We start from the raw sequence: 15,820 nt of genomic DNA, 5'->3' as shown, positions 1-15,820 counted from the left end.
ATCAGGTCAGCGTATCAATAATGGTGCCGACGGTATCAAACGCCGTATCGACCACTTTTGCAGAAGCGAGGGCATTGTTGCGGTTGTACTGCAATGACATTAAATCAGACGTCAGGCTGTCACCACCGGTGGGCAATGTGTTGCGGATATTCGACAAATTGTTCAGCGATGCATTATTCAGCACCTGACTGGTGCCATTTAATTCAACACTGGTTTGCGCTGCGCGCTGGGCAATATTCACGGATGCCTGTGTCATGCCCTGATAGGCATTCTGAATGCCGCTCATGCCAGACACGATCGCCGAATTGATATTATTACCAATAATACTCGACATGACTGATACCTCTTTTTTGCATATTGGCTACCACACCAATCTGCACCTCATACTCTCTCACGGTTAATTATTGACCAAAATGAGTAAAATGAGAAGTACCGGAGATAAAAAAACGCGCCTCCTGTAAACCGCTGGAGGCGCGTTTCTCATTAAGATGCTGATATCACATCAATATATAGCTCAAGGTACTTCAGAAGGTCGCCCCAATGAACTGACGAATAATATCGGCAGACTGTTGCGGATGAGAAATAAAAGGGGCGTGAGATGCGTGGGGCAATACAACCGTGTCACTTTGCGGGTGCAGCTCGCAGATACGGTCAATCCCGCTGGTCGGTACCAGACTGTCCAGCCGTCCGTATATCCGTAATGTCGGCTGCCTGATACGCCCGATATGTTCGCGGAGATCTTCACTGGAAAGCAGCGCCAGAGAAGCTTTCAACGCCTCTTCTGCCGGTGAAGGCCATGCGGTAATACTTTGTCTGATGGCTTTCATATCCTGGCGGGCGGTATCACTGCCCATGGCCTGAATGGCAAGAAACCGCTCGAGAGTTTTACCGTAATCTTTTGCCAGTTGAGTTTCAAACTGGGCAAGCAATTCGGCATCAATACCCGGCCAGCAGGGACCGTTAACAAATCTGGGCGTTGAGGCAATGGTGATGAGGGCACTTACATGCTCCGGTAAATCCAGAGCCAGTTGCTGTGCAACCAGACCGCCCAGTGACCATCCTGCGACCACGCAGTTTTCCGGCAGATACGGCGTGATTAATTTTGCCACAGATGCCACGGTGTAGGGCTCTTTTGGCAGTACACTATTGTTTTCACCAAAGCCCGGCAAATCAATGGTGGTCACTCTGAATTCGCTTTCCAGCAACGGAATGAAGTGTTCAAACACACCACTGTTCATGCCCCAGCCGTGAAGCAAAACCAGATCTTTTCCTGTACCCCGGGTACGGCTGACGAGATTTTCTGAGACGTTAGCATTTAACACTGATGACATCCTTTGACTATGCCTGCAATTTTGCCGCTGCAGAGCACCACTGCCGGGCTGACAGAGTACTAAACCATGCGACTTCCCAACTTAGCTTGTTTGCTGTGTAATCAGTACAGTGACTTACCTGTGTGTACGTTCTGCAAATTTGATACCCGCTTTTTGTTACAGCTTGGCTATCAGGGTAATTTACTGCGCTACAAAAAAATCAGCCAGCAATTTTTACCGCCCTCCTACAGTGCTTTAAGGGCCTGCGGAGAATATCGCTGGCCATTTGACCAGCTCATCAAAGCCATGAAATTCCGGCGCTGCCAGATAAGTCCGGCCATTCTTGCCAACTGGTTCACCTCACAGTGTATCGATGAAGACACACTGTTACCGGATGCCTTACTGCCCGTTCCCATACCACTACACCGCTTTTTTCGCCGGCAGTTCAACCAGGCAACAGAACTGGCCCGTCACATTGGCCGCAGAATTGACAGACCGGTCATCGCTGACTGGGCCCACCGCACCGGCGGACGCTCACAACACACGCTGAAAAAGGACCAGCGGATGTATAATTTGCACAGCGCTTTTCGGGTGAATCCCTGTAAGGAGCTGCGTCACGTAGCCATCATTGATGATGTTATGACCACAGGCGCGACGGCTAATGTACTCGCCGGTCAGCTGCGTCAACATCACCCTGACCTCATCATAGAAGTCTGGGTGATGGCGCTGACCTGCCGGTTCCCCTTAGCGGACTAAGTGACCTGACTGATAGATCGCGTTTGACATCAGCTTACCGGTACCATACCAGTAACCCCGGAAAAGCAGGTTGTCAGTAAAGCCAATCACCACGCCACGACCTTTTGGCTGAGTCAGCACAGATGCCGTGCCGCCAATCATGGTTTCCAGTTGTTTTGCACTGAATCCGGCCATTAACGGACTGCCGGAATAGTAACCGGGCCTGGTGAACGGGTCGGCGTCAGCATGCACAATCATATTACTGGTTTTAAATACCGGCAGTGTTTTACCCGTGTAACCAAAGAAAATTGGATGGGTCGGGTCAATACCGGTTTCGTACACGGCACCGGCAATAATTTTACTGGCACCCAGCGCAGATTTATCTGCATAGGTCAGCTTATCTACCGGAAAAACACTGTCGACTTTATCGCGGGATACGATTTCCGCATCCAGCCAGCCTTTTTGTGCAAAGAATTTTACCGCCGATTTCTGTCCAATCAGCACCCCGCCATTATTCACCCAGTCACTGATATCATTGTTGAGCTTGTCGCTCAGACCACTGTAACTGCCACTGACGAAAATAATATGGGAGTAGTCAGCCAGGCGGATAGTGCTCAGACGGTCCTGCTCCACAATGACCGGCGCGGTGCCTACACGGGTGTCCAGATAGTGCCAGATTTCTCCGGCTTCCGATGAACTGGTGCCGTTACCGCCCACCAGCAGAATTGATGGCGCTTTTACCGGTGCAAGAGTACGACCGCCAAGATCCGAGCCCTGCGGCGTCAGTCCGCTTTTTATACCAAACACTTCCACACCGGTTAAGGCCGACGCATCCTGTAACAGGCTGAGCAGATCATCAGGCTGTGATAATGGTGTAGGCACAATAATGGTTCCGGCTGCGAAATCACGATTCCGGCCATCAGTCAGTTTGGCGGTAAAGGGCGTTTCAGCACTGCGCACTGTGGCCCCGTTTTCCAGCAGCTGTTGCAACATTGCCGGCGCATAGTAACTTTTCCATTCAAATGCATAGGCGTACGCTTCACCGTCAACGAGCGGTACCGGCATTTTCACCGGCCCGGCTTCCGTTTTGATGCCACGCCCGGCGCGTTTGCTCAGCACGTCGTAATCAAGATTAAACGCCAGCGCGATATTCCAGTTAGACACGTCATAGAAGGTGTTCTCAGCAAATTGCTGACGGGTAGAAAACAGGCTCTTTACCAGGCGGTATTTTGGCTGATTAAAAGGCACAACCAGACTGCCTTTGCTGTAGCGCTTGTTATCAATTTCCTCGTCATCTCTTGCGTAACTGTATTGGATCTCATGTTGATTGAGGATCGACAGTAAAGCCTCTTTACGGCCACTGTCATCCGGCATAGCCACAATCACCCCGAAGTGCTCATCCTTATCAATCGCGTCAGCCGTCTCAGAGAAAAATGTATTCTGGTAATTCAGAATGGCTGGCTTATTGGCCAGCGAACCGGCAATCGTACTCAGACTGGTAGTCACATGGTTCTGGATAGTTTGTGCAAAGGCCAGCTCTCCGTTCACCGTATCCTGTACGTGTCCGCGGCTGCTTGCCTGTTCAAACAGAATACCGATGCTGCCCATGGAATCGGGATACGATGAGCCTTTCCCGTAGTAAAAATCGTCAAAACCTTCTTCCGAGAAGTATAACTGACCTGCGTCATCAAACGCTTTGGCGTGAAAAGCTGCCAGCGCTTCTGTAAGCCTCACATTGCCGTCAGGCGTATTCGGGTTTTTCCGCGACGGCACACCGGGCTGGAAGAAATAGGTGCTGTCCGGCCCCATCTCATGATGATCGGTCAGTACATGAGGACGCCATTTCTGAAACTGTTTGATCCGCGCCAGTGACTCAGGATGGGTCAGCAATAACCAGTCACGGTTTAAGTCGAACCAGTAATGATTCGTTCTGCCGGAAGGCCAGTCTTCCTTGTGCTCCCGGTTTTCTCCGTCAGCGACAAGATTTTTGCTTTTATGCATGTTTGCCCACTGTGCGAAACGGGACAAACCGTCAGGATTGAATGAGGGATCCAGCAACACGACATTTTTGCTGAGCAAATCTGTTACCGTTTCATCCTGCGCTGCGGCCAGGTAATACGCCATGACCAGTGCAGCGTTACTTCCGGAAGGCTCATTTCCATGAATGCTGTATCCCATGTACAGAAACAGAGGCGCATCTTTTGCGGCTTTAGCCCCGCTGTTCACTGTTTTAAGATGGTTTTCCCGCCATTGCGGTAACTTGCTGCGGTTTTCCGGTGCAGTAATGGTGAGCAGCAATAACGGACGGTTTTCATGGGTGCGGCCGGTTTCTTCAATGCTGATGCGGTCAGATGCTGCTGCCAGAGTATACATGTACCCGGCCAGCTGATCATGGCGTACATGCCAGGTACCCACTTCAGTACCAAGATAAGATTCAGGGGTCGGAATAGCAGGGTCATAGCTGGTATTTGCCGGCAGATAAGCGGTAACCGGTTTACCTCCGGTATCTTTAAATACCGGTGCTGCTGATGCTGAATACACGACAAAAGCAAAAAGGGCGAACACCCATTTTCCTGCGCGTCTGAAACTTGAATCCATTTTTCTTTTTCCTGTTGTTTTTTGTACTTTTGACCACACCTGTATAAAAGCATGCAATACTTGACTGTTTTAGTCAGGTAAATTTGTTATTATATGCGCTATCACGATGCAACGTAGGATTTGTTAATGATCAATATATCAGAAGACGCACAGGCTCACTTCGCAAAACTGCTGGAAAAACAAGATGCCGGGACGAACATCAGAGTGTTCGTGGTTAACCCCGGAACCTCAACAGCGGAATGCGGTGTGTCTTATTGTCCTCCGTCTGCTGTTGAACCCGGCGACATCCGTTTAAACTTCAACGGATTCGACGCCATTGTTGACGCAGAGAGTGCGCCGTTTCTGGAAGAAGCAGAGATTGACTACGTGACGGACCAGATGGGTTCTCAGCTCACTCTGAAAGCGCCAAATGCAAAAGCCAGAAAAGTGGACGACAATGCGCCTCTGGTTGACCGTGTAAGCTATGTCATTGAGTCGGAAGTTAACCCGCAACTGGCCAGCCACGGCGGTAAAGTAGTATTGCTTGAAATCACTGAAGAAGGTTTCGCCATTCTGCAATTTGGTGGCGGCTGTAACGGTTGTTCAATGGTCGATGTCACCCTGAAAGAAGGGATTGAAAAGCAGTTACTTGAACAGTTCCCGGGAGAACTGACAGGTGTGCGTGACGCCACCGAGCACGAAGCCGGCGAGCACTCGTATTATTAATCCGTCTGACGCGTCGCTGACTGCACTACACCGCAGCTGGCGACGGTTCAAAACAGGCCTGGCACTCTTTATCGCGGGTGCCACGGCGCTGATGACCATCAGCTCTTACCATCCCGCGCTGTATTTTATCTCGCTTATTGTTCTGTTCAGTGGTTTTGTCATCGCCATGAGTGGCTATCTGGCCATACTTTGGCAACGTCTTAAAGTGATGAATCCCGCCGCCAGAAAACGAAACCGAGAGTGATACCTCTCGCCAGCAGGAAAGCCAGCATGGCATACCAGAGCGCCACATTCCCCTGTGACTGACACACCCACCAAACCGGAAAAAACACAAAAGCCGCACTGACAAGCATGGTATTTCGCATGGCGTCTGAGCGGGTAAGCCCAACAAATACGCCGTCAAAGAAAAAGCACCAGTGTGCCACCAGCGGCAACAACACCATGAGGGGCAAATAAGCCTGCGCAGCGGTTTGCAACGCAGCAATCCCCGTGAGAGATGCGATAATAAAATCACCGGCAAGGTAAAACAAAGCGGCATACACGAGGGCAAAAGCCGAAGACCAGAATAATCCCCGCTTCACATGCCCGCCCAGGCGTTCCTTGTCATTTGCGCCGGCCGCTTCGCCGATAAGCGCTTCAACAGCATAGGCAACGCCGTCCAGCCCCAGTGCAATTAACACGAAAAACTGCATGAGAATGGCATTCACCGCTGCCGCGGTTTCACCGATCCTCGCCCCCTGAATGGTCAGAAATGCAATGCAGGCCTGAAGCGCCAGGTTCCGGATTAACATATCGCTGTTAAGCTTCAGCAGAATTTTTTGTGCTGCGCGGTTAAACCAGTCTGCCTGCGGACGCCACCCTGTAGTGAGCTTAAGGGCGCACACCACGCCCGATAACATCATGGTGTATTCAGCCAGCACACTGGCCAGCGCCACACCACCAACAGACATATCAAGGCCATACACAAACAGAATATCCAGCGCAGCATTCAACAGGTTGCCTGCCACCTGTATCCATAACACATGACGGGTTTTCTGTTGACCTACCAGCCAGCCGGTTAATGCCATGTTGAGCATCGCAGCCGGTGCGCCCAATACCCGGATATTAAAGTACTCCCGGGTATAAGAACCCACTTCAGCACCGGATGAGGCTAACGCAAGCCCTGCCTGCAATACAGGCACTTGCAGAGCAACGATAAGTAAGCCGGCAACGAAGGCAACCGCGCCTGTTTGCCACAGTACTTTTGCGGAGAGTAAGCCGGGCTGTTTAGGATCGCCTTTTGCCTGTGCACTCAGGCCAGTGGACGACATTCTGAGAAAGCCGCACACCCAGTAGATTTGCGTGAGGATCAATGTTCCAATAGATGCACCGGCCAGCATGGCAGATGAATCCATATGCCCCATTACGGCCGTATCAACCAGCCCGAGTAAGGGAGTGGTAATATTGGCCAGGATCATGGGAAAAGCGATGGCCAGTAAGGTTTTATGGGCTGGCCAGCCAGCAGTGGCGGTCGTGGTCAAAACGGAAATAACACAGTTTAAGGAATATGCATGCAGCTTATCAGAAACCGCGCAATGAAGTGGGGAAAAGGTGTGTTTGCCAGCGTTGTGACGCTGTTAGTGATGGCACAATCTGCGGCCGCTGCCGGGCAGGACAGTGCAGTGGTTTTACTTTACCACCACGTATCTGAAGACACGCCGGCAAGCACCAGTGTTACACCTGAACAATTTAAAACCCACATGACCTGGCTGGCGGAAAATTACAAAGTCATGCCCCTTCAGGACATTACAGAAGCGCTGAAAAACAAGCAGACATTGCCGGAAAATGCCGTGGCGGTCACCTTTGATGACGGTTACCGGAATATTCTTGAAAACGGTCACCCTGTGATGCAGTCATTGAAACTTCCCTACACCGTATTTATCAATCCTGATGAAATTGGCCGCTTGAAAAACCAGTTAAGCTGGGATGATGTAAAAGCCATGCACAAAGACGGTGTGGATTTTGCCAACCATACACTGGACCATTTGCACATGCTGGACCGTCAGCAGGATGAGTCCAAAGAGGCCTGGTTAGAACGGGTATGGCAAAATGTAGAAGAAGCGGAGAAGAAACTCACGGCACAAACCGGTGAGTCACTGAAATACCTGGCGTACCCCTTCGGTGAATACAATAAAACACTGGCTGATAAACTGGCAAAAGAGGGATACACCGGATTCGGACAGCATTCCGGCGGCATCAGCAGTTACAGTGATTTTACCGCATTACCACGCTTTCCCGCGGCTGGCCGTTTTGCAAACATGGCACCGTTGAAAGTGAAAATTGCAAGTTTGGGTATGCCGGTGACACACAACGATATCGATAACCCTGAGCGCACTGCCAGAGTTATCGATGAAACATTGTCGTTCACCACCAATAGCGACGATGTGGGCTTGACCCGCGCCGCCTGTTACTACCAGGGTGAATCACTGCCGGTTAACATCAACGGCAAAACCTTGTCATACACGCTGAATACCGTGCTGCCGGTTGGCCGTTCACGTATTAACTGTACCGCACCGTCGAATTCGCAAAACGGTCGCTACTATTGGTTTTCGCAACCGTTCTTTATTTCCGGCGAAGACGGCACCTATCCGGATTAAGTGATAACCGGCGCAATACCTTTAGTGAATTGAATGAAAGGCGGGATCCCCTGCCTTGATTTGAAGCCCATGGATTTATAGAAATCGATGGCTCTGGTGTTGTGTTCCTCTACGTCCAGGACGAGAGATAATTTGCCCAGTTCACGTGCCATGCTTTCCATGTACCTGACGAGGATGGTGGCAACACCACTTCGTCTGGCTCCGGCTGCTACAGCCAGATGTCCGATAGACATTTCCAGCACCATAGGCGGGTTAAGCGCGATGGTGTAAGTTTGACTTCGCATCACCACATCAATAGCCTCATCAAGACCAAAGAAATCGGTAATCGATGTCAATGTATCCCGATCAAAGTGCTGCGGAAGGCTGTCATGCCAGCATGAAATAATGCCGACAATTTCGTCTTCTATACACGCCAGCCAGTGATTGGCAAAACCATATTGTCCCGTGCCGCGAAGCCAGGCCGCTGACAGGAAAGCAAACGCCGTATCACGGTCGCCGTCCCCATATATTTTCGTAAGTAAATGCTCTCCCGCATCCAGTAACAACGGCACCGCATAAGTCGCATCCCTTGCGGTTGCCTGACGTACTACTACTGTCATGAATACTACCGGGTGATAACCACCTTAGGCATATCTGCAAGAATTTGCTCGCTGTCTATGATCGCTAACTTCCCGGGCTCCATTATTGGTTTGAACCTTCCGAGCACTTCCGCTTCGGGGCTGATGAGAACCACCGACGCGCTATGATCGACCAGATAGTCAGCTTTATCAGTGTCCTCAGTTAATGAGTACATCAATCCCATGTTCCTGACAAGGGGGAATATTTCGGCGTGCGGACCGGTTGCAGCGATGAAGTCTTTATTAAAAAAACTTATATAACTTTTAAGCCTTTGAAAAGTATCCCTTTTGGGATCTACAGACAAAAATAGTACTTGAGTATTAGCCCCGGGTTTTATATACGAAAGTTCAGGCCATATTTTATTTAAAGACGCCATCGTTGTGGGGCACACATCCGGACAATAAGTGTAGCCTAAAAATACTAATGTCCAGGCGCCGGTCAGATTTTCCCTGGTAAAAGGCTGTCCGTCAGCATCTGTAAGAGAAAAATCGTCCAGTGGTTTGGGCTGAGGATAAGCCTGAAAGTACTCCGGTGCCCGGCTTTCACCGGAAGGCGGAGCGATATAAAGGGCACCTGCAATGCCGGCGATCAACGCTACCACAGCGATGATGCCGGTTAAGGTTCTTTGAGTCATAGTGTTACGGGTAAGTAGTGGTCAATTAAGAGCACCACAAACAATAACATGAGATGGTAAATAGAATAGCGGAATGTTTTCATTGCCGTGTCGGGCTTAGCCGCAAACTTTAACCTGCATGCCCACAAACAGAACCCTGTATTCAATACCAGCGATCCCGCCAGATAAATTAGGTGAGACATACCGGTAAGGTAGGGCAGCAAACACACCAGAACCAGCAGCACGGTGTAAGCCAGCACCGAGGTTTTGGTGAACGATTCCCCGTGGGTAACCGGCAGCATAGGCACGTTTGCCCGTGCGTAGTCCTTTTGCCTGTGTATCGCCAGCGCCCAGAAGTGAGGGGGGGTCCAGGTAAAAACAATTAATACCAGCAGCAAAGCATGGGCGTGAATCTCGCCGGTAACCGCTGTCCAGCCCAGCAGCGGCGGTGCTGCACCTGCCAGTCCGCCGATAACAATATTCTGAGGCGTCGCCCGCTTGAGGAACATGGTGTAGATAACCGCATACCCGACCAGACTGGCCAGTGTTAGCATGGCGGTAAGGGCATTCACGAAAAACCACAGTAATGCGAATCCGGCGAGCCCCAGTACAGCGGCAAAAAACAGCGCCTGAGATACACTCACCTTACCCTTCACGACCGGCCGGTTAACAGTCCGGGCCATCATACCGTCGATGCGGTGATCAACCACATGATTAATCACTGCTGCTGAAGAAGCCAGCATGCCAATCCCCGCCATACCGGCAATAAGTGCATTTGCCGGCACCAGCGACTCGGTGGCCAGGCACATACCGACCAGGGCTGTGAGCAACAGCAGCATAACCACCTTAGGCTTGGTTAACTCATAATAGTCACGCCAGCTGACCGGCTGAGATGTCGCTAAGCGGCGCTGATGAACAGAAACAGATTTAGCCATGTGCTCCTCCCTGTTGCGGATCACCCTGATAACGGGACACCTGATAAGTGATCCATACCATTACTAGTAATAAACAGGCAGCGACGATGTTGTGAGCAACGGCCACAATGACGGGCAGACTCAGCACGACGTTGCTTACGCCCAGTGTTACCTGAATCATCAGCACCCCGATGAGCAGCAGCGCGGCACTTTTCACCGGCGCAGCCACCTCCCGGCTGTACAGCCTGAAGCCGAGCCAGAGTAAATATAAAAACGTAATGACCGCGCCGGCTCTGTGCACAATATGCATTGTCATGCGTTCACCGTATCCGTGGGCGCCATATTCGTAGGTTTCGGCATAAGGCACACTGAATGCACCGGAAAAGTCGAGCCTGGAGGCCCAGCCATCTTCACACACCGGAAAGTCAGTACAGGCAAGTGCGGCATAGTTTGCTGATGTCCATCCCCCCAGGCCAATCTGCATCAGCAGAATAGCCATGCCAAACAGTGCAAATTTGGTGATGCTGTTAATACGCCGGGGCTTTCGTTTACTCTCCCGTAATTTGAGATGCAGTAAAAACAGGCACGCCAGTATGGTGAAGCCGCCGAGCAGATGCCCCATAACCACAACCGGCAGTAAATTCAGCGTCACCGTCCACATGCCCAGGGCAGCCTGAAAGATAACCAGTGCAACAAGCAACAGTGGCAGGCGTACGGTACGGCCGCTGTGACGCTGCTTCACAGCGATGGCAGCGATAGTAAAAATACATAAACCCAGTGCACCGGCAAAGTAACGGTGAATCATTTCATTCCAGGCTTTGGCCGCTTCTACCGGACGTTCGGGGAAAGCGGCATTCGCCGCCTCAACATGGTGGTCTTGTAACGGAACGGTGAGCAACCCGTAGCATCCCGGCCAGTCAGGACAGCCCAGCCCGGCATCGGTGAGCCGCGTGTAGGCCCCGAGAATAATAACAACCACCGCGAGGATCAGACTAAACAGGACTAACTTTCTCATGCTTGCCTCCCGGATTATCCGATACGTGACAGTTTCAGCAGTTTTTTCACGTCAGCCAGAATGTCCCGGCTATGCTGTATTGCCATTTGCTTGTCGGTAAAGGTGGGGTAACGAAGCATGGCATTATTCAGGGTGTCGACGAGCAGAATAGACCCTGCATCACTGACATTAAGCGCTGCCTGCTGACGACTGTCTGCCACCTTTACAACATGCAGGTTTTGTTCTGACTGCAACTTCTCAGCAATGGCGGCATCACTGTTACCGGTAAGCAGTACCGTTGCCTCAACTCTGTCAGTCTCCCTGCCAAGGGCAATCCACACCTGATGAATACTGTAAATCGCATTCTGGCAGGCGGCATCGCACTGCTCCGGCACAGAGTACACAATGCGCCATTTAGGCTTTTCAGCGGCAAACACCGGGGTCAGATCCCTCACAGGCTGCAGCAGCTCTCCTTTGTTAGTGGCTGCATTGGAAAACCACTGATTGTCCAGGGCCAGCTTTGCCAGCATAACCGGAAGTACAAATACGGCGGCAACGCCTAACATAGTCAACTTGCTGTTTTTTCCTGCCATACTGATCATCCTTTTTTATTCGAATTCATTGAAAAGTAACTGACTGCAGCCGCAGCGATGGCCAGCCCGAACCATTGAATGGCATAACCCAGGTGCTTCTGCGGCGGCATTACAACGGGCTGCCAGTTGCGGACAAACGCACTTTTTTCCGGTGCAGTTAACTCAACCACAAAGGGTTGCAGAGGCTGTCCGGTCAGGCGGCGGATAAAGGGGATATCCAGCGCCTGCACCACCACGGGAAACGTAGCATCAGACGACAGCGTTTCGCGCACCACCGGATTGTGTCCCGGCATAGTTATACGGCCATGGAAGTGCTGGAACTTGCTTTCTACATCCACTCCGGGCAGTTCATTCCGGCTTAACGGCGCCTCCACCCATCCAAAATTCACCAGCACCGTGCCTTCACTGCTATGTACAGGCACGATAACGTCATACCCCACGCGCCCGTTTTCCACCCTGTTATCCAGAAACAGGATCTGAGTTGTATCTGCGCGGCCGTTAAATCCCACCTGATAATCACGGATATCTTCCCGCACAGGATCCAGCTGACTGAGAGAGATTGACCCTTCGCTGCTTTTTTGCGCTATGCTAGCCAGACGCTGTTCTTTCTGGTGCATCCGGTCGAGTTGCCAGAAGCCCAGCGAAATCATGCAGATAACCGCTGTCAGTACCACCACAGCGAGAGGTAAGGAACGGAACCGGTTTGCCTGATTCATAATTGGCTCCCCTTATTGACGGAGAAAAAAATGATTATAAAAATCGTCCTTGTATGCTTAGTGATTTACATGATCGCTAACTTGTTTCTCGCCATGCGGGTAATGATGAAAGATGACCCGGACGGCGAACCTATGAGCAAATACATCGGCCGCCGTGTTTTAACTTCTGTCATCATTGTTACCCTGATCCTTGTCGCACTGGCTACCGGACTTATCAGTCCGAATCCCGCCCCTTACTGAGGCGGGCCGGTGCGCTTTCACTTAAAGCACATACACAAACAGATACAGCATTACCCAAACCACATCGACAAAATGCCAGTACCAGCTGCCGGCCTGAAACGCGAAGTGGCTTTTGGGTGTAAAGTGCCCTTTCAGCACCCTTAAAAACAAAACAATCAGAATGATGGTACCCAGCGTCACATGCATTCCGTGGAAGCCGGTGAGCATGAAAAAGGTGTTGCCGTACACGCCGGACTGCAGTGTCAGACCCAGCTCCTGATAAGCATGGATATATTCTTCGACTTGCAGTGTCAGAAAGCCCAGTCCCAGTAATATGGTTACACCCAGCATGACGGTCAGCTGTTTGCGTTTGTTCTGCTCAAGGCCCACGTGAGCAAAGTGCAGGGTAACGGACGAAATCAGCAGAATAATGGTGTTAATGGTAGGCAATCCGGCAGCACTCATTTCCTGAGTAGTCGTGCCCCCCGGCGTGGTAACAAGGGGCCACATGGCTTCAAAGGCCGGCCACAACACGTCATTGGTCATCGCATTGTTCGAGGCGCCTCCGAGCCAGGGCACCGAAATCATGCGCGCGTAAAACAGTGCCCCGAAAAAGGCGGCAAAAAACATCACCTCAGAGAAAATAAACCAGCTCATCCCCTGACGGTAAGAGCGGCCAAGCTGATCGCTGTATAATCCGCCCATGGATTCATCAATCTGATTTTTAAACCAGCCAAACAGCATCACCAGCAACGTGACGATGCCCGCCGCCAGAACATGCGGCCCGTAGCCGCCTTCCCCTTTGGTACTTTCAATGACGGTGTTGCCGGCTCCCACCGCAATCAGAAATAAGGCTACCGCCCCGACAATGGGCCAGGGACTTTGTGCAGGCACATAATACCGTTGATATTCTTGTTGCATGGCTACTCTCCTTCCGGCCTGTCAGCGGCTGCCGCTTACAGGCTGTCGTAAATAAGGGTTGTCACTGCCGCTCAGATCGCCGGCCCTGGCGGTCACGTCGTACAGTGTGTACTGCAAGGTAAAATAGGTAATATCCTCTGGCAGCCCGGCATCCACGTAGAACGACATAGGCATCCACGCTTCCTGACCAGCCTGTAAGGGCTGCTGGTTAAAGCAAAAGCACTCTGTTTTATTCAGATAAAGGGCCGCCTGTCCCGGACTGACAGAGGGAATTGCCTGAGCAATGATGTTACTGGCAGCCGGGTTTCTGACGTAAAACGCCACGGTATTCACTTCCCCGGGGTGCACCTTCACACGCTGTGTTTCTGCACGAAATTCCCAGGGCATACCGCTGTTTGTGCGGGTAATAAATTCTACGGTCACTGTGCGGCTGGTATCGATATCTTTGCCCTGCCACACTGCGGCCCGGTTAGCCGTTTTTCCGTTGATACCGGTGATATCACAGAACACGTCATACAAAGGCACCAGAGCGAAACCGAAGCCAAACATTCCCGCTACGACCACAAGCAGTCGCAGGGTAAGGGTGCGGTTACCGGCTGCGCGGTTGTCCATTTTGATAACTCACTTCACAACCGGAGGCGTTTCAAACGTGTGGTAAGGAGCAGGAGAGGGAATTTCCCACTCCAGACCTTCTGCACCTTCCCACACCTGTGACGTAACCGGTTCGCCCTGCTTTTTACAGGCTTTAATAAGCAGTACCAGGAAAATCAGCTGGGATAACCCGAAAGCAAACCCGCCGATACTGATCCACTGGTTGTAATCAGCAAATTGCAGCGAGTAATCAGGGATCCGCCGTGGCATACCCGCCAGCCCCACAAAATGCATAGGGAAGAACAGCACATTCACGGAAATCAGTGAGCACCAGAAATGCCACTTAGCCAGCGTGATATCAAACATCTTACCGGTCCACTTGGGCAGCCAGTAATACACCGCCGCCATAATGGAAAACACCGCTCCGGTCACCAGAACATAATGGAAATGGGCCACGACAAAGTAAGTATCGTGGTACTGAAAATCCACAGGGGTGATTGCCAGCATCAATCCGGACAGGCCACCGATGGTGAACAGCACAATGAAGGCAAGAGCAAATAACATGGGGATTTCAAAGGTCATGGAACCCCGCCACATAGTGGCCACCCAGTTAAACACTTTCACGCCGGTGGGTACGGAGATCAGCATGGTGGCGAACATAAAGAACATTTCAGCAAACACCGGCATACCTGTGGTAAACATATGGTGAGCCCAGACAATGAATGAGAGCAGGGCGATGGAGGCAGTGGCGTACACCATGGAGGCATAGCCGAACAGGCGCTTGCGGGCGAAGGTCGGCACAATCTGCGAGATAATGCCAAAAGCAGGCAAGATCATGATGTAGACTTCAGGGTGCCCGAAGAACCAGAAAATATGCTGGAACATCACCGGATCACCGCCGCCGGCAGCATCAAAGAAACTCGTCCCGAAGAATTTATCGGTAAGCACCATGGTCACTGCACCAGCCAGTACAGGCATTACAGCAATCAGCAGGAATGCAGTAATAAGCCAGGTCCAGACGAACAGTGGCATTTTCATCCACGTCATACCCGGCGCACGCATATTAAAGATAGTCACGATTACGTTGATTGCGCCCATGATGGAGGAAATCCCCATAATATGGACTGAGAACACAAACAGCGCGGTACTGTCGCTGCTGTATGTCGTCGACAGCGGCGCATAGAAGGTCCAGCCGAAAGCCGGGCCACCGCCTTCCATGAACAGTGAACCTAACAACATGGAAAATGCAAACGGCAGGATCCAGAAGCTCCAGTTGTTCATTCTGGGCAATGCCATATCCGGTGCGCCAATCATCATGGGGATCAGCCAGTTAGCCAGACCGGTAAACGCCGGCATGACAGCACCGAATACCATGATCAGGCCGTGCACTGTGGTCATCTGATTAAAGAAATTCGGGTCTACGATTTGTAAACCGGGCTGGAACAGTTCGGCGCGGATCACCATCGCCATCGCGCCGCCAGTAAGAAACATGATGAAGGCGAACCACAGATATAACGTACCGATATCTTTGTGGTTAGTTGTCAGCACCCAACGCATCAGGCCTGCCGGAGCGCCGTGTCCGTGGTGATCATCGTGATGTTCATCATGTGCCGCAGTGTGCTCCGGCGTCATAGTTTCAGTTGCTTTACTCATCGCA

Annotated in this window: 18 protein-coding genes; 5 read left to right on the top strand and 13 right to left on the bottom strand. The window is 51.4% G+C overall.

Annotation, left to right across the window (positions count from 1 at the left end):
* Position 1: 1 nt before the first annotated feature.
* Both ACXAH4_RS00755 and bioH read right to left on the bottom strand, forming a co-directional pair.
* A complete protein-coding gene (locus ACXAH4_RS00755) occupies positions 2-334 on the bottom strand; it encodes a hypothetical protein (RefSeq protein WP_474880303.1) in 333 nt (110 codons plus the stop codon).
* A gap of 190 nt (positions 335-524) precedes the next feature.
* Positions 525-1,331 carry a pimeloyl-ACP methyl ester esterase BioH gene (bioH, locus tag ACXAH4_RS00750; protein WP_474880302.1) on the bottom strand — a complete coding sequence of 269 codons (807 nt, stop codon included), beginning with the start codon at positions 1,329-1,331 and terminating at the stop codon, positions 525-527.
* A 66-nt stretch (positions 1,332-1,397) separates the two neighbouring features.
* Between bioH and ACXAH4_RS00745 the strand changes: the two genes are divergently transcribed.
* Complete coding sequence (locus tag ACXAH4_RS00745; protein WP_474880299.1) at positions 1,398-2,066, top strand: ComF family protein; 669 nt, start codon at positions 1,398-1,400, stop codon at positions 2,064-2,066.
* Here ACXAH4_RS00745 and ACXAH4_RS00740 read toward each other — a convergent pair.
* Positions 2,055-4,643, bottom strand: a complete 2,589-nt coding sequence (locus ACXAH4_RS00740; RefSeq protein WP_474880297.1) for a M14 family metallopeptidase — start codon at positions 4,641-4,643, stop codon at positions 2,055-2,057. The genes ACXAH4_RS00745 and ACXAH4_RS00740 overlap by 12 nt on opposite strands.
* Positions 4,644-4,769: 126 nt before the next feature.
* Between ACXAH4_RS00740 and nfuA the strand changes: the two genes are divergently transcribed.
* Together nfuA and ACXAH4_RS00730 are read left to right on the top strand one after the other, a co-directional pair.
* Positions 4,770-5,348 (top strand): Fe-S biogenesis protein NfuA, encoded by a 579-nt coding sequence (nfuA, locus tag ACXAH4_RS00735; protein ID WP_119503141.1) that lies wholly within the window; start codon positions 4,770-4,772, stop codon positions 5,346-5,348.
* Entirely contained in the window at positions 5,305-5,592 is a 288-nt protein-coding gene (locus ACXAH4_RS00730; RefSeq protein ID WP_474842170.1) for a hypothetical protein, read from the top strand. Before nfuA ends, ACXAH4_RS00730 begins: the two co-directional genes overlap by 44 nt.
* Here the strand turns inward: ACXAH4_RS00730 and ACXAH4_RS00725 are convergent.
* Complete coding sequence (locus ACXAH4_RS00725) at positions 5,549-6,877, bottom strand: MATE family efflux transporter (protein WP_474880640.1); 1,329 nt, start codon at positions 6,875-6,877, stop codon at positions 5,549-5,551. The genes ACXAH4_RS00730 and ACXAH4_RS00725 overlap by 44 nt on opposite strands.
* Positions 6,878-6,898: 21 nt before the next feature.
* On the opposite strand from ACXAH4_RS00725, the gene ACXAH4_RS00720 reads away from it, so the two are divergent.
* Positions 6,899-7,984, top strand: a complete 1,086-nt coding sequence (locus tag ACXAH4_RS00720) for a polysaccharide deacetylase family protein (RefSeq protein WP_474848638.1) — start codon at positions 6,899-6,901, stop codon at positions 7,982-7,984.
* Here the strand turns inward: ACXAH4_RS00720 and ACXAH4_RS00715 are convergent.
* Genes ACXAH4_RS00715 through ACXAH4_RS00690 form a run of 6 tightly spaced genes read right to left on the bottom strand, consistent with a single transcriptional unit; the run spans position 7,981 to position 12,432 of the window.
* The gene (locus ACXAH4_RS00715; RefSeq protein ID WP_474842174.1) at positions 7,981-8,583 is read right to left on the bottom strand and encodes a GNAT family N-acetyltransferase; all 603 of its coding nucleotides are present in this window, start codon (positions 8,581-8,583) and stop codon (positions 7,981-7,983) included. The genes ACXAH4_RS00720 and ACXAH4_RS00715 overlap by 4 nt on opposite strands.
* A gap of 5 nt (positions 8,584-8,588) precedes the next feature.
* Positions 8,589-9,236 carry an SCO family protein gene (locus ACXAH4_RS00710; protein WP_474842176.1) on the bottom strand — a complete coding sequence of 216 codons (648 nt, stop codon included), beginning with the start codon at positions 9,234-9,236 and terminating at the stop codon, positions 8,589-8,591.
* On the bottom strand, positions 9,233-10,150 hold the full coding sequence (cyoE, locus tag ACXAH4_RS00705) for a heme o synthase (protein ID WP_474880295.1): 918 nt from the start codon (positions 10,148-10,150) through the stop codon (positions 9,233-9,235). Before cyoE ends, ACXAH4_RS00710 begins: the two co-directional genes overlap by 4 nt.
* Complete coding sequence (locus ACXAH4_RS00700; protein ID WP_474842179.1) at positions 10,143-11,144, bottom strand: COX15/CtaA family protein; 1,002 nt, start codon at positions 11,142-11,144, stop codon at positions 10,143-10,145. The genes cyoE and ACXAH4_RS00700 overlap by 8 nt, the downstream gene beginning before the upstream one ends.
* 14 nt (positions 11,145-11,158) lie before the next feature.
* Positions 11,159-11,716 (bottom strand): hypothetical protein, encoded by a 558-nt coding sequence (locus ACXAH4_RS00695; protein WP_474880293.1) that lies wholly within the window; start codon positions 11,714-11,716, stop codon positions 11,159-11,161.
* A 5-nt stretch (positions 11,717-11,721) separates the two neighbouring features.
* Positions 11,722-12,432 carry an SURF1 family protein gene (locus ACXAH4_RS00690; protein ID WP_474842183.1) on the bottom strand — a complete coding sequence of 237 codons (711 nt, stop codon included), beginning with the start codon at positions 12,430-12,432 and terminating at the stop codon, positions 11,722-11,724.
* Between the two features lie 30 nt (positions 12,433-12,462).
* Between ACXAH4_RS00690 and ACXAH4_RS00685 the strand changes: the two genes are divergently transcribed.
* On the top strand, positions 12,463-12,672 hold the full coding sequence (locus tag ACXAH4_RS00685; RefSeq protein WP_303572462.1) for a DUF2909 domain-containing protein: 210 nt from the start codon (positions 12,463-12,465) through the stop codon (positions 12,670-12,672).
* 21 nt (positions 12,673-12,693) lie between these two features.
* Here the strand turns inward: ACXAH4_RS00685 and ACXAH4_RS00680 are convergent, their stop codons facing one another.
* The 3 genes from ACXAH4_RS00680 to ctaD are packed head-to-tail and all read right to left on the bottom strand — an operon-like array spanning position 12,694 to position 15,816.
* Entirely contained in the window at positions 12,694-13,572 is an 879-nt protein-coding gene (locus tag ACXAH4_RS00680; RefSeq protein WP_119503149.1) for a cytochrome c oxidase subunit 3, read from the bottom strand.
* 21 nt (positions 13,573-13,593) lie between these two features.
* The gene (locus ACXAH4_RS00675; RefSeq protein WP_119503150.1) at positions 13,594-14,184 is read right to left on the bottom strand and encodes a cytochrome c oxidase assembly protein; all 591 of its coding nucleotides are present in this window, start codon (positions 14,182-14,184) and stop codon (positions 13,594-13,596) included.
* A 9-nt stretch (positions 14,185-14,193) separates the two neighbouring features.
* On the bottom strand, positions 14,194-15,816 hold the full coding sequence (gene ctaD / locus ACXAH4_RS00670; protein WP_119503151.1) for a cytochrome c oxidase subunit I: 1,623 nt from the start codon (positions 15,814-15,816) through the stop codon (positions 14,194-14,196).
* Positions 15,817-15,820: the final 4 nt, after the last annotated feature.

The organism is Alteromonas sp. ABV2_168 (genome assembly GCF_056161165.1).
The sequence above is the reverse complement of the archived record's forward strand: the minus strand, read 5'-3'. Positions and strand labels throughout refer to the sequence as shown.

Excerpts from the sequence above, each read along its gene's own strand:
- cyoE (WP_474880295.1), bottom strand. The coding sequence starts at position 10,150 with ATGGCTAAATCTGTTTCTGTTCATCAGCGCCGCTTAGCGACATCTCAG.
- ACXAH4_RS00720 (WP_474848638.1), top strand. The coding sequence starts at position 6,899 with ATGCAGCTTATCAGAAACCGCGCAATGAAGTGGGGAAAAGGTGTGTTT.
- ACXAH4_RS00685 (WP_303572462.1), top strand. The coding sequence starts at position 12,463 with ATGATTATAAAAATCGTCCTTGTATGCTTAGTGATTTACATGATCGCT.
- ACXAH4_RS00675 (WP_119503150.1), bottom strand. The coding sequence starts at position 14,184 with ATGGACAACCGCGCAGCCGGTAACCGCACCCTTACCCTGCGACTGCTT.
- nfuA (WP_119503141.1), top strand. The coding sequence starts at position 4,770 with ATGATCAATATATCAGAAGACGCACAGGCTCACTTCGCAAAACTGCTG.
- ACXAH4_RS00700 (WP_474842179.1), bottom strand. The coding sequence starts at position 11,144 with ATGAGAAAGTTAGTCCTGTTTAGTCTGATCCTCGCGGTGGTTGTTATT.
- bioH (WP_474880302.1), bottom strand. The coding sequence starts at position 1,331 with ATGTCATCAGTGTTAAATGCTAACGTCTCAGAAAATCTCGTCAGCCGT.
- ACXAH4_RS00695 (WP_474880293.1), bottom strand. The coding sequence starts at position 11,716 with ATGGCAGGAAAAAACAGCAAGTTGACTATGTTAGGCGTTGCCGCCGTA.
- ACXAH4_RS00690 (WP_474842183.1), bottom strand. The coding sequence starts at position 12,432 with ATGAATCAGGCAAACCGGTTCCGTTCCTTACCTCTCGCTGTGGTGGTA.
- ACXAH4_RS00680 (WP_119503149.1), bottom strand. The coding sequence starts at position 13,572 with ATGCAACAAGAATATCAACGGTATTATGTGCCTGCACAAAGTCCCTGG.
- ACXAH4_RS00740 (WP_474880297.1), bottom strand. The coding sequence starts at position 4,643 with ATGGATTCAAGTTTCAGACGCGCAGGAAAATGGGTGTTCGCCCTTTTT.
- ctaD (WP_119503151.1), bottom strand. The coding sequence starts at position 15,816 with ATGAGTAAAGCAACTGAAACTATGACGCCGGAGCACACTGCGGCACAT.
- ACXAH4_RS00710 (WP_474842176.1), bottom strand. The coding sequence starts at position 9,236 with ATGACTCAAAGAACCTTAACCGGCATCATCGCTGTGGTAGCGTTGATC.
- ACXAH4_RS00715 (WP_474842174.1), bottom strand. The coding sequence starts at position 8,583 with ATGACAGTAGTAGTACGTCAGGCAACCGCAAGGGATGCGACTTATGCG.
- ACXAH4_RS00755 (WP_474880303.1), bottom strand. The coding sequence starts at position 334 with ATGTCGAGTATTATTGGTAATAATATCAATTCGGCGATCGTGTCTGGC.
- ACXAH4_RS00745 (WP_474880299.1), top strand. The coding sequence starts at position 1,398 with ATGCGACTTCCCAACTTAGCTTGTTTGCTGTGTAATCAGTACAGTGAC.